The following is a 12,716-nucleotide window of genomic DNA, read 5'->3' on the forward strand; positions in this document are numbered from 1 at the left end:
TTTTATTTTAGATTAAGATATTTTAACCTTTTATTATTTTTTGAGGACATTGACGAATTATGGCGAGCACAGCGAAATCCACTTCAGCAAGTAAAACTGCGACAAGTGGGGCAAAAGGGCGTTCACTGGTCATTGTGGAATCTCCTGCTAAAGCCAAAACCATTAATAAATATTTAGGCTCGAACTTTATCGTCAAGTCGTCGGTTGGTCACGTCCGTGATTTACCTACAGGGGCGAGCAAATCTAATGATAAAAAAACTGCCGAGAAGAAAACCAGTCGAGCAAAACAAACACCTGAGGATAAAGCACTCAAGGCGCAATCTGCATTAGTCAAGCGCATGGGTGTTGATCCTGAGCATGATTGGATTGCGCAATATGAAGTCCTTCCGGGTAAAGAAAATGTCGTTGCTGACCTGAAAAAACTTGCCAAAGATGCTGATGCAATCTATCTCGCAACGGATTTGGATAGAGAGGGAGAGGCGATTGCGTGGCACTTAAAAGAAGTCATCGGCGGTGATGATAGTCGCTATCATCGTGTGGTGTTTAACGAAATTACCAAGAATGCTATTCAAGAAGCCTTTAAAGTCCCAACACGCTTAGATACCAATCGAGTCAATGCACAGCAAGCACGTCGCTTCCTCGATCGTGTGGTCGGCTTTATGGTGTCGCCATTATTGTGGGAAAAAGTTGCTCGTGGCTTATCCGCAGGGCGAGTGCAGTCTGTGGCAGTCAAACTCGTGGTCGAGCGTGAGCGTGAGATTCGTGCCTTTGTTCCTGAAGAATATTGGCAAATCTTTGCAGATACCTTGCGTAAGAAAGATGACATTCGCCTTGAAGCGGTCAAGCAACATGGCAAAACTTTAAAACTGCAAAACAAGCAACAAACAGATGCAGTTTTAGAAGTTCTAAAAAATGCTGAATTTAAGGTCAGCAATCGTGAGGATAAACCAACTCGAGTCAATCCGAGTGCGCCGTATATCACCTCGACGCTACAACAAGCGGCGAGTACCCGTCTTGGTTTTTCCGTGAAAAAAACCATGATGATGGCACAGCGTCTCTATGAAGGTGGTTTCATTACTTATATGCGTACAGATTCGACGTTCTTGAGTGATGATGCCGTGAATATGGTACGCACCCATATTGAAAGTAGTTATGGTGAAAAATATCTGCCTGCCAAGCCTAATCGTTATGGCAATAAAGCAGGCGCACAAGAAGCGCATGAGGCGATCCGTCCGTCAAATGTGGCATTGGTCGGCGCTGAACTTACGGGTATGGAGCGAGATGCACAACGTCTCTACGATCTGATTTGGCGTCAGTTCGTGGCGTGTCAAATGACACCAGCGGAATATTTATCATCGACGCTTTTGGTTGATGCTAATGGTGTTGAGCTCAAAGCCAAAGGCCGTACTTTAGTATTTGATGGCTTTACCAAAGTGCGTGGTCAGAATAAATCTGATGATGATGTGCTTTTACCTGCGGTAAAAGTCGGTGAAGTTTTAGACTTACAAAAACTCGATCCTTCACAGCACTTTACCAAACCACCTGCACGCTTTACCGAAGCATCATTAGTTAAAGAATTGGAAAAGCGTGGTATTGGTCGCCCATCGACCTATGCAGCGATTATTTCCACCATTCAAGATCGTGGCTATGTGAAACTGGAAAATCGTCGTCTGTTCGCAGAGAAAATGGGCGAGATCGTCACCGATCGCTTGGATGAAAGTTTTAATAATTTAATGAATTATGACTTCACCGCAGATTTAGAAGGTCAACTTGACCGAGTGGCAGTGGGGGAGCGCAATTGGAAAGAGCTGTTAGACAGCTTCTACGGTGATTTTAAACAGCGTCTTGATACCGCAGCCAGTGAACAAGGTATGCGTCGTAATGAACCTGTGGAAGTACCGGACGTACATTGTCCGACCTGTGAGCGTCCGATGCAGATTCGCACAGGGACAACTGGTGTGTTCTTGGGTTGTTCAGGTTATAACTTACCTCCGAAAGAGCGTTGCAAAGGCACGGTGAATCTTGCCCCAGTCGAGTCGCTAGCAGTGTTGTCTGATGATGACAATGCCGAAACGGAAGACTTACGTGCCAAGAAGCGTTGTTCGATCTGTGAAACAGCGATGGATAGTTATATTCTTGATGGCGGACGCAAGCTCCACATCTGCGGGAACAATCCAGACTGTGCAGGCTATGAAGTTGAAACTGGCGAATTCAAAGTCAAAGGCTATGATGGCCCAACCATTCCGTGTGATAAATGCGATGCAGAAATGCAATTTAAAACAGGGCGTTTTGGACCGTATTTTGCCTGTACCAACTGTGACAATACCCGTAAAGTCTTGAAGAATGGACAACCTGCACCGCCACGTGCCGATCCAATCAAAATGGAAAACTTACGCTCAACCAAGCATGATGATTTCTTTGTACTTCGTGATGGTGCGGCTGGTCTGTTCTTGGCAGCGAGCAAATTCCCTAAAATCCGTGAAACACGGACGCCAAAAGTCGCTGAAATTCGTACTGTTGCCGATCAGCTCGATGAAAAGTATCAGTATCTCCTCAAAGCGCCTGATACCGATCCAGAGGGCAATGCGACCATCATCAAGTTTAGCCGTAAAAACCAAGCGCAATATATCGCTTCGGAAAATGCGGAAGGCAAGCCAACGAAATGGTCGTTGATCTTTCAAGATGGCAAATGGATTGAAGGGAAATAAGCGACAATTTTTTGAGGATAGTACATGAAGAAACTTGCTGTACTGATTGATGCGGATAATGCGTCTTACAAATCCATTGAAGCGATTATGGAAGAGGTGGCGAAGTACGGTATAGCAAGTGTCAAGCGTGTTTATGGCGACTGGAGTAGTGATACTCTCAAGCATTGGCGTGAAGTATTATTACCGCATGCAATCACACCTGTTCAGCAATTTGCTTATACTTCGGGCAAAGATGCTACGGATATGGGATTGATCATTGATGCGATGGATTTGCTGTATAGCGGTGCTTTAGATGGATTCTGTATCGTCTCGAGTGATAGTGACTTTACGCCTTTAGCGTCAAGAATTCGTGAAAGTGGTTTGCTGGTTTACGGTTTTGGACGTAAGGCGACCAAAGAACCTTTTGTCAAAGCCTGTGATAAGTTTATTTATGTTGAAAATTTAATTGAAGAAAAAGCAGAAATACAGGATGTCAGTTTTAATGCGATCAAAACATCCGAAACAGAGAAAATAACACCCCAAAATGAAAAAAATATTGTTGCTAAAACTGCCCCAACTTCAAATACTCCTGCTCAGCAAACAGTTGTTGATCCTGCAACTTTAAATTTGATTTATCGTGCGGTTAAAGAAAATGCGGATGATAATGGTTGGGCAAATCTTTCTTTGGTTGGACAATATATTTCAGCAATCAAACCAGACTTTGATCCTCGTAATTATGGTCGTGCTAAACTTTCTAGCTTGATTAAACTGTTAAACTTATTTGAAACGAAGATTGATGGCACACAGATGTATTTGCGAAAGCGTAGTTTTAGTACATTTGTCAAAATGATTCAAAATTCAATATTAAAAATTGATGAACAAAATTGGGTGGATATTTCGAAAGTGGTTGAGCAATTGACGCAGTCGGATCCAGATTTTAATATTGAAAATTATGGATATACGGAGTTGGAAGATGCGATTCATGCCATTCATAACGGTTGGCTTGAGTTTTCTGAAAACGGCAAGCAAGTGAGAGTTACTCGAAATATGCCTTGATTAAGAATCAAAGAATGAAAAAAACAAAGCAAAAATCCCCCAACTGGAAAACCCTACGCATTGGCATTCTTTTATTCGTGCTGATCGTCGTGGTAAAAGGTGTATGGCAAGATAATAATCAAGATTGGCGTAAACCAATCTTCGTTGCCTTATATCCAATCAATGGTGATCAAACTGCACATTCCCAAAACTATATCGCCAAGCTAAAAGAACAAGATTATTTACCGATTGTCGGTTATCTTCAGAGTGAAGCGGAAAATTACCAGCAACCTGTGCAGTTTTATTTTAAGCTTGGTCAAGAAGTCAAAGTATTACCACCTGCTTTACCAGAAGGGAAGTCGGTATTCTCGGTGATGCTGTGGAGTTTAAAATTCCGCTACTACACTTGGCAACAACAGCAAGAGTTAGGCATTAAGCCGAATCTGACCTTATTCCTCAAATATTATGATCCTGCGGTACAACGAGAGCTCAAACATTCGACAGCATTACAAAACGGACGCATGGGTATTGTAAATCTGTTTGCCTCGGATAAGCAGAATGCACAGAACCAAATCGTGATTGCGCATGAGATGCTTCATGCTTTTGGTGCGACTGATAAATATGATTTATCCACAGGACAGCCGATTTATCCGCAAGGCTATGGAGATCCACAGCAATCACCTCGCTATCCTCAAAAGACCGCAGAACTCATGGCAGGACAAATCGCACTATCTGAGCAAAAAAGTAAAATGGCGGAGAGTTTCCGTCAAGTGGTGATTAATACGGATACCGCAAAAGAAGTCGGTTGGCTAAAGCCCTAATTGCTTTACTTTGTAGTCGTGTGTTTGCTTAAATTCAATTTTCAATCTGATCAAAACTCTGAGCCGAGCCATGTTTATCAAAGCTATCAAACGCAATTATGACAAAATCGATCAAGACCAAAGCATTGCCGATGAAGATAAGGTTGATGCACTGTTGATGAAATTAGGCGGTGAATATCTCGTGAGCCGAGAGGATCGTGTCTATATCTTCGAAAAAGATGGGCTCAGTGCAAAATTCGATGCAAAGCATGCTCGTGCGTTTCACTTCAAAGAATATATTTGCAAGGACATGAATAAGCTATTTCATGGATTTTAAGAAAAGGTCCATTAAATTAGCTTTTTGCTGTAACGATGACAATTAAAGACCTATTGCTGTCTTGCCACATCACCATTTAAGACTTCAGGCAAGTCCAACACCTTCACATCAATGCTTTCGAGCGCAGTCGGTTTCGCTGTCACTAATGCAAGCCAAGTATTATTTTCTGTAGCGATTACATTGACCACTTGTACATCATTATTCAGATTTTCTGCAACTGCTGGCGTATCCCCTTGACCTTGAATGAGGTGCAACCAATGCTTCGGTTTTGCCTTAAACCACAATCGTGCAATGATTTCCTGACCCAAATAACAACCCTTGTCATAGTCCACACCGCCACGTTGATGTAAACGTAATTCTTGTGGTTGGAAAAGGTGTGACGTATCTTTTGTGATCCACGCTTGACCCTGTTCAATGGCATTTTTTTGCCATGCCTGCACATCGGTTTTTAGACTTTCATCTGTGCTAAACGTAGTTTGACCGTCAATGATCGCAGGGAATATTGCATCACTTGGCTGTAAAGTCGCTTTAGAAAATGCGCCGAATTTTTTTACATGTAAGGCAAATTCTTCTGCCAAATCCTGTGCAATCACAATAAAAATCTGCTCAGCACTGACTCGCTTCAACCACAATCCAAAATGAATTCGACCTTTTAGATCACAGATCGCAGTCGTTTGATAATGGTCGTTTGATAGCTTGCTGACATCAACAGTGACCTGACCTTGTAGGAATTTTTCGGCATCTGCGCCAGTGTATTCGAAGTGAGCAAACTCAAGTGTAGCCAATGACATAGGACATTCTATTTTGATTATGGGAGTGAGCTATATCATCGCTGATTTTGCAAAAAAAATCATCCCGATTTTAAATTGTGAATAATTATTCATAAAATTTGTTTCAAAATGTTTCTAATTCTTCATTTTTCACATTAAGTAAATGAAATATATAAGATTTGGGAAATGGACTTTCGAGAGCGTACAATGGCTATCAAATTATCAAACATTTTATCCATCACAAGTTATCAATGGAACGATACCCAGCTATGAATAATGCATACCGCAAAACTCTGCCAGGCACTTCACTCGATTATTACGATGTACGACAAGCGGTCGAGGACATCAAAACAGGTGCTTACGATTCGCTCCCATATACTTCAAAAGTGCTTGCCGAACAGTTGGTTCGCCGAGCTGAACCTGAACAGCTCACGGCATTTTTAACGCAAATTATCGAAGGTCGTCAGGATTTGGATTTCCCTTGGTATCCTGCCCGTGTGGTGTGCCATGATATTTTGGGACAAACCGCTTTAGTCGATCTTGCAGGCTTGCGTGATGCGATTGCCGAGCAAGGTGGCGATCCGTCAAAAGTCAATCCTGTGGTGCCGACACAGCTCATTGTCGATCACTCGCTGGCTGTGGAATATGGCGGTTTCGACCCTGATGCTTTTGAGAAAAACCGTGCCATTGAAGATCGTCGTAATGAAGACCGTTTTCATTTTATCGAATGGACCAAAACAGCGTTTGAAAATGTCGATGTGATCCCTGCGGGCAACGGCATCATGCACCAAATCAACTTGGAAAAAATGTCGCCAGTGGTGCAAAATCGTGATGGTTTGGCTTATCCAGATACCTGCGTGGGGACAGATTCGCATACGCCGCATACCGATGCGCTCGGTGTGATTTCGATCGGTGTCGGTGGACTGGAAGCGGAAAATGTCATGCTCGGCCGTGCCTCGTGGATGCGTCTACCTGACATTATCGGTGTGGAGTTTGTTGGACAACGTCAAGCAGGCATTACAGCAACTGATATTGTTTTGGCGCTGACAGAATTTTTGCGTAAAGAACGTGTCGTTGGTGCATATTTAGAATTCTTCGGTGAAGGTGCGGACAGCATGTCAGTTGGTGATCGTGCCACGATTTCCAACATGACGCCTGAATACGGCGCAACCGCAGCGATGTTCTACATCGACCAAAACACCATTGATTATCTCACCCTGACAGGTCGTGAAGCTGATCAAGTGAAACTGGTCGAGCAATACGCCAAAGAAATTGGACTGTGGGCATCCGAGATGACACAGGCGAAATATCCTCGTGTGCTCCGTTTTGATCTGTCTAAAGTCACTCGTAATATCGCAGGGCCGTCTAATCCACATGCGCGTGTATCAACTGCTGATTTAAAAGCAAAAGGCATTGCAGGTGTTGTTGAAAATCGTACCGATGGTTTAATGCCAGATGGTGCTGTGATTATTGCTGCAATTACTTCATGTACCAATACATCAAACCCACGTAATACCGTTGCCGCAGGTTTATTGGCACGTAAAGCCAATGAATTGGGCTTAACACGTAAACCTTGGGTGAAATCGTCTTTTGCACCAGGTTCGAAAGCAGCTGCGCTTTATCTTGAAGAAGCAGGTGTATTGACTGATTTAGAAAAACTCGGTTTTGGTATCGTGGCGTACGCATGCACCACCTGTAATGGCATGTCAGGCGCATTAGACCCAGCGATTCAACAAGAAATTATTGACCGTGACTTGTATGCGACTGCGGTACTATCGGGCAATCGTAACTTCGATGGACGTATTCATCCACATGCAAAACAAGCCTTCCTCGCATCTCCACCGTTGGTTGTGGCTTACGCGATTGCAGGAACGATTCGATTTGACATCGAAACGGATTCGCTCGGTAATGACAAAGACGGCAATCCGATTTACCTGAAAGACATTTGGCCGTCAGATGAAGAAATTGATGCGCTGGTCAAAGAAGCGGTAAAACCTGAACAATTCCGTCAAGTCTATATTCCAATGTTTGATCTCGGTGAATCGGAAAAATCAGACAGTCCACTCTACGACTGGCGACCACAAAGTACCTATATCCGCCGTCCACCTTATTGGGAAGGGGCTTTGGCGGCACCACGTACATTGACTAATATGCGTCCGCTTGCGATCTTGCCTGATAACATCACTACTGACCATTTATCTCCATCGAATGCCATCGTGTTGGATTCGGCGGCAGGGGAATATTTGGCGAAAATGGGTGTACCTGAGGAAGACTTCAACTCCTATGCGACGCATCGTGGTGATCACCTGACAGCACAACGTGCGACCTTAGCCAATCCAAAACTCTTCAATGAAATGGTGGTGCGCTCGGACGGCACGATCAAGCAAGGCTCTAAGGCACGTGTTGAACCTGAGGGTGAAGTGATGCGCATGTGGGAAGCGATCGAAACCTATATGAATCGTAAGCAACCGCTGATCATCGTGGCAGGGGCGGACTATGGTCAAGGCTCTAGTCGTGACTGGGCGGCGAAAGGCGTGCGTCTAGCAGGGGTTGAAGCGATCGTGGCGGAAGGCTTTGAGCGGATTCACCGTACCAACTTGGTGGGTATGGGCGTGTTACCGCTTGAGTTCAAAGCGGGCACGGATCGTAAAACCTTAAAGCTAGACGGCACGGAGCTATATAGTGTGATCGGGAATATTGCACCACGTTCGACCTTAACACTGGTGATTGAGCGAGCGACGGATGATGGTAAAAATCAAATCATCGAAGTGCCTGTGACCTGTCGATTGGATACCGAAGAAGAAGTGTCTGTGTATGAAGCGGGTGGTGTGTTGCAACGCTTTGCGCAGGATTTCTTGGAAGGGAATGTGGCTTAACTAAAACTGCAAATTGGATTTTAGCCCTGTCATAAGATGGGGCTTTTTCTAGTTTTGATTCTTATAATTTCCAATAACTTTTATAGTTTTAGGTGCTTGTATTTTTAACATTTCGCACAGTTAAAAATGTTTAAAGCATCAAATTTTCTATCTTTTCCCTCTTTTTAGCAATATTGGATTGTAATGTACCAAGTTGATGAGCAATGTTAAATTGAGTGGGCTTTGCCTTTTTTGGGGAAAATTAAACAATCTATCAATAGTTAATAAAGTTATTGATAAATATTCTTCATTGTATTGTCTAAGGGATAAGTTGGTTTTGACATTGTTATCTTATTTCAGAATTATTTTTTCTTAGGGTAAATAAAATATATTTGTAGATAGTATTCTGCGTCAAAAAAGTGTAATGTTTATTGAGTATTGCTTTTGAGGGATTATGAATGAGAAAAATTCTGAATATTAGTATATCTGCTTTTTTATGTGCGTGTTCGACAACACCAATAACTTCGGTTAGAAATATTCCGCAAATTGAAGACAAGGATTTTCAGTATTATATAGATGCTGATGTACAAGCTAAGTCTAGATTGGATAGTCCAAAGCGAGCTCAAAGAGAAGATAACTGGGAAGAAACTCAGCAGAAAAATTGTCGTATTTTTGCGGCATCCGAATTTAGAAAGCAAGACCCAACCGTTAAATTTTATTGGGATGGCGAGTGTAAAGATGGCTATGCTTATGGTTTAGGTCGAGAGTTTTCTATTGGTAAAAATACTTATATTGAATCCATTGGGCTATATACAGGTGGGAGAGTTATGCCAGAATATTATTATGATTATTTTGAAAAAAATAAGACTATTACATTTCATGGTCAATCAAATTATAATCAATCTCAGTATATGGATTTTAAAAATGTATTATTTTTTAAAATAATGTTGGTTGAAAATAATATGCTAGTAAATACAATGGAGTTGCATGATATAGAAAATAAAAATTTTTATAGAGTAACAAAATTTCCTGACGTTGGTCATATAACTTATGATTATATTAGTGGTGGTGGTTTAAGTATTTCTAATTGGAAGTTGAACGATTCACTGGTTGATTCGTTTAGTTCTATTGGATTTGGTTCTGATAAAATATCTATTTTTGAGTGGGTGAAATATAAAAATCAAACTGGTGAGTTATATGACACAAGAGTTGTACCCAAAAAACTTGTTAGACCACCTAATAATCTGATAAATTTAGTAGATGAGAAGTTGAGCTATTTAGATAAAAAATTAAAAAATCATGATGATGCACAAGTAAAGTTTTTAAATTTATCATTTAAGATGGTAGATATATATACTCAAAAAACTTGTGCATCTGGAAATTATTTGAAAGAGGTAGGAAAACAGAATTATTTTGAAATTTGTTCGCCATATAAATCCTTGAATAGACTAAGTAACCAAATTGAACAAGGTCTAGCTTATGGCAATCAATTAAAAAAACAAAGGCTAGTACAAGTAGAGCAATTTGCTGTTCAAGACAGAATTAATGCTGAAAGATTTCAACAGCAAAAGGCTTCTAGTAAGGCATCTTTTGGAGATGTAATGAATGCTATTTCTCAAGTGGCAAATACTATGGCTGATGGTTATACTCAAAGAGCAAATATGTATAGCAATATGAGTAATAGTTTTAGCCAAATGCCATCAATGAATATACAGCCAATCCGACCACAAAGACAGTCATATAGTATTGTTGGTAATAGTATATATGGCTCAGATGGTTCTTCTTGCACAAAAATTTCAAATATTGTGCAATGTAGATAGGTGAACTTATAAATTATCGATCAATATTGTTTATTCAATAGATAATAAAAGAGTAAGTGGATTACCTCGTTCCATTGCTGTGCGGTGGAATGCCAAACTGTTTCAAGGTAAGACGTAGAAACAAAATCAAAGACTCGTTGTGCCATCAAACGGATTAAACAACTTTACTCCAAAGTCTTTAAAGTCAGCGATAGGTCAAAACACTTTACAATCATATCGCTGTATCACCTCATCATTCGACATCAATATACAATGATGATAGTTAGCTTGGGTAATCAACATTCGATCGAAAGGGTCTTTATGAATGAATGGCAAATCCTTTAAACCCAATGCAGATTGAGCGTTGTAATCTAAATACTCAAAGCCGAGTTGATGGACGAAATCGAGTAAATCACCATCTATCTGTAGTTTGCCAATCGAACACTTAATCATTAACTCCGCAATACTAATGCTACTGACAAATATTTGATTTGCTGAGTTTTCCAAAGCATGGATTTGTTTTTCTGAGAGCTTTTCAGGCGCATGCAAAGCCCATAACAAAATATGTGTATCAATCAATATGCGCATAGCAAAAATCTACGTTGAAACTCAATGGAAAAATGAAATCTAAGGCTCTATCTGCGAATCATAAAAAGCATCTTGTTCATCATCAGTCGTGCTTTTGAACAAATCGTCATCATAATGAATCTGACCTTTGGCAATGCCAAGCTGACGTTTCACTGGCTTTTGATGTGGAATCAGATCAACTAAAGGCAGATTATTTTTGGCAATTGTGATTTTTTCGCCATGATAAACACGTTCGATAATTTGAGATAAATGCGCTTTTGCTTCGGCGAGATTAATAATCATTTGAAAGACCTCAATTGAGACTTTTGAAGTGTTGTTACTATTTTAATCACTGTTGGTCAAGTTGGTCAAGTCGAGTTTAAGGACTAAAAAACCACCAGTTTCCACCAGTGGTTTTCACATATTTAGCGTTCTATATTCAAGTTGCAGTTTAGAAATACCAACCAATATTCAGGTTAAAGCGCGTATCCCAGTCGTCCGCACCTTGCGTACCAATACCGCTACCACCTGCGAAATACATATTTTTCCCTGCGATCACATCGAGATAGGTGTAAATCCCACCTTTGGCAAGCATACAGCCTGTGACATTTTGCATGGATTCATCATTGCCGAGATCGTTGTCCGATGTGCCTTTGATGTGGGTAAAGTCGTTATAGCAAGTTGCAGAGTCAATGAAGCGGTTATTGATCGGGATTTCACGAGAAATATTGAGAATGCCGACACGACCTTTGCTTGCGATATCCGAGGCAAAGTTAAAACCTGAAATGGCAATCGTACCATCTTGAGTACCGATATCTGCAGTTTCGTCATATTCATATTGAATGCCTTGCGCTTTGACTTTCCACAGACCAAATTTTGCTTCGGTGTGTAGCGCAGCAGCATAACGATCGGCTGTTTCAGCGTTATTACTGTTGTAGATACGACCGATTTCACCCGATACGCCGACATTGAAGTTGTCATAGTTTTTAATGAAACGTGCGTTGATTTGACCTGCTTCTTCGTTGGCTGCAAGATTTGTCCCATCACCTACGGTATAGTAACCACCCTTTGCGCCAACGGTTTCATCAGCGACATCGAAAGAGTAGCGATTGAAGTCGCTTGAGGAATATTCTGACTCGTGGAAATAGGCTAAATCAAAACTATAGTCGTCGCCCTGATGTTTCCACTTGATCCCTGTATCGTAGTCATCTTCAAAGCCGAGATAATACGCACCTGAGAACCAAAATGAGTTGCCGATATATGGCGCTACGCCAAAGGGTACAGCGACCACACCGACTTCGACTTGATTTTCGGGATTCACATTGAAGCCGATCAGTGCATGATGGATTGTGTCAAAGTCCTGTCCACGATAGAAACGATATTGTGCATCTAAATACCAATCTTCATATGTTGCATCGACATCTAGCGCAAGTAGTTCTAGATCAAATTCACCATTACGGTTTTTTGAAGTTTGGTCATAATCTTTGATGCCATAGTTGACACGGACAGCACCGCCAATATCTACAGTTGGTTTTTTAACTTCAAGATCGTTTGCATACGTAGGCATACTTGATAGTAAAGCGACTAGAAGTAATGGGATTACCAATGTGGTGAAGTGCTTTCTGAAGTGGAAATGATGTTGTGTGGCAATATTCATTAGCGGATCTTCCTTGACATTGGATTGTCTATAAGTGACTTAATCAGCCTTTGCTTTCCGTAGCACATAGGGCAAAAGTGAAACACCTTACTGCAAAAAATGAACAATACAGCGAATCTAACTATGATAAAAAACAATTGCTTAGATTAGAATATGTGATTAACTTAACATATTGAACTGCACATGAGTAGTTTTGAGGGGTTGGATGG

The 12,716-nt window shown here is 41.2% G+C and carries 10 protein-coding genes; 6 read left to right on the top strand and 4 right to left on the bottom strand.

From position 1 onward, the window contains the following. Window positions 1–59: 59 nt before the first annotated feature. The 4 genes from topA to MKI79_RS02395 all read left to right on the top strand — a co-directional run bounded on the left by topA (window position 60) and on the right by MKI79_RS02395 (window position 4,859). Window positions 60–2,708: a type I DNA topoisomerase gene (gene topA / locus MKI79_RS02380; protein ID WP_241570471.1), complete on the top strand. Its 2,649-nt coding sequence runs from the start codon at window positions 60–62 to the stop codon at window positions 2,706–2,708. Between the two features lie 24 nt (window positions 2,709–2,732). Continuing rightward, the gene (locus tag MKI79_RS02385) at window positions 2,733–3,743 is read left to right on the top strand and encodes an NYN domain-containing protein (protein WP_241570472.1); all 1,011 of its coding nucleotides are present in this window, start codon (window positions 2,733–2,735) and stop codon (window positions 3,741–3,743) included. Window positions 3,744–3,757: 14 nt separating this feature from the next. After that, a complete protein-coding gene (locus tag MKI79_RS02390; protein WP_241570473.1) occupies window positions 3,758–4,543 on the top strand; it encodes a hypothetical protein in 786 nt (261 codons plus the stop codon). A gap of 70 nt (window positions 4,544–4,613) precedes the next feature. Continuing rightward, window positions 4,614–4,859 carry a hypothetical protein gene (locus MKI79_RS02395; RefSeq protein ID WP_241570474.1) on the top strand — a complete coding sequence of 82 codons (246 nt, stop codon included), beginning with the start codon at window positions 4,614–4,616 and terminating at the stop codon, window positions 4,857–4,859. A 50-nt stretch (window positions 4,860–4,909) separates the two neighbouring features. Here the strand turns inward: MKI79_RS02395 and ygfZ are convergent, their stop codons facing one another. Next, window positions 4,910–5,644, bottom strand: coding sequence for a CAF17-like 4Fe-4S cluster assembly/insertion protein YgfZ (ygfZ, locus tag MKI79_RS02400; protein ID WP_241570581.1), 735 nt, complete (start codon window positions 5,642–5,644; stop codon window positions 4,910–4,912). 254 nt (window positions 5,645–5,898) lie between these two features. Here ygfZ and acnD point away from each other — a divergent pair, with 254 nt between their 5' ends. After that, the gene (gene acnD / locus MKI79_RS02405) at window positions 5,899–8,505 is read left to right on the top strand and encodes a Fe/S-dependent 2-methylisocitrate dehydratase AcnD (protein WP_241570475.1); all 2,607 of its coding nucleotides are present in this window, start codon (window positions 5,899–5,901) and stop codon (window positions 8,503–8,505) included. 437 nt (window positions 8,506–8,942) lie between these two features. Further along, window positions 8,943–10,304: a hypothetical protein gene (locus MKI79_RS02410; protein ID WP_241570476.1), complete on the top strand. Its 1,362-nt coding sequence runs from the start codon at window positions 8,943–8,945 to the stop codon at window positions 10,302–10,304. A 195-nt stretch (window positions 10,305–10,499) separates the two neighbouring features. Here MKI79_RS02410 and MKI79_RS02415 read toward each other — a convergent pair whose 3' ends face one another. The 3 genes from MKI79_RS02415 to MKI79_RS02425 form a co-directional block, all read right to left on the bottom strand. Beyond that, the gene (locus tag MKI79_RS02415; protein ID WP_241570477.1) at window positions 10,500–10,871 is read right to left on the bottom strand and encodes a type II toxin-antitoxin system VapC family toxin; all 372 of its coding nucleotides are present in this window, start codon (window positions 10,869–10,871) and stop codon (window positions 10,500–10,502) included. A 39-nt stretch (window positions 10,872–10,910) separates the two neighbouring features. Continuing rightward, window positions 10,911–11,153 carry a type II toxin-antitoxin system Phd/YefM family antitoxin gene (locus tag MKI79_RS02420; RefSeq protein WP_092619165.1) on the bottom strand — a complete coding sequence of 81 codons (243 nt, stop codon included), beginning with the start codon at window positions 11,151–11,153 and terminating at the stop codon, window positions 10,911–10,913. Window positions 11,154–11,301: 148 nt separating this feature from the next. Then, window positions 11,302–12,507, bottom strand: a complete 1,206-nt coding sequence (locus MKI79_RS02425; RefSeq protein WP_241570478.1) for a hypothetical protein — start codon at window positions 12,505–12,507, stop codon at window positions 11,302–11,304. Window positions 12,508–12,716 lie beyond the last annotated feature (209 nt).

The sequence above is a fragment of the Acinetobacter sedimenti genome, from assembly GCF_022601685.1.
Lineage (GTDB): Bacteria > Pseudomonadota > Gammaproteobacteria > Pseudomonadales > Moraxellaceae > Acinetobacter > Acinetobacter sedimenti.

What these genes read in the sequence shown, in the direction of transcription:
- MKI79_RS02415 (WP_241570477.1), bottom strand. Translation starts at nt 10,871, where the DNA reads ATGCGCATATTGATTGATACACATATTTTGTTATGGGCTTTGCATGCG.
- MKI79_RS02395 (WP_241570474.1), top strand. Translation starts at nt 4,614, where the DNA reads ATGTTTATCAAAGCTATCAAACGCAATTATGACAAAATCGATCAAGAC.
- MKI79_RS02420 (WP_092619165.1), bottom strand. Translation starts at nt 11,153, where the DNA reads ATGATTATTAATCTCGCCGAAGCAAAAGCGCATTTATCTCAAATTATC.
- acnD (WP_241570475.1), top strand. Translation starts at nt 5,899, where the DNA reads ATGAATAATGCATACCGCAAAACTCTGCCAGGCACTTCACTCGATTAT.
- MKI79_RS02390 (WP_241570473.1), top strand. Translation starts at nt 3,758, where the DNA reads ATGAAAAAAACAAAGCAAAAATCCCCCAACTGGAAAACCCTACGCATT.
- topA (WP_241570471.1), top strand. Translation starts at nt 60, where the DNA reads ATGGCGAGCACAGCGAAATCCACTTCAGCAAGTAAAACTGCGACAAGT.
- MKI79_RS02385 (WP_241570472.1), top strand. Translation starts at nt 2,733, where the DNA reads ATGAAGAAACTTGCTGTACTGATTGATGCGGATAATGCGTCTTACAAA.
- MKI79_RS02410 (WP_241570476.1), top strand. Translation starts at nt 8,943, where the DNA reads ATGAGAAAAATTCTGAATATTAGTATATCTGCTTTTTTATGTGCGTGT.
- MKI79_RS02425 (WP_241570478.1), bottom strand. Translation starts at nt 12,507, where the DNA reads ATGAATATTGCCACACAACATCATTTCCACTTCAGAAAGCACTTCACC.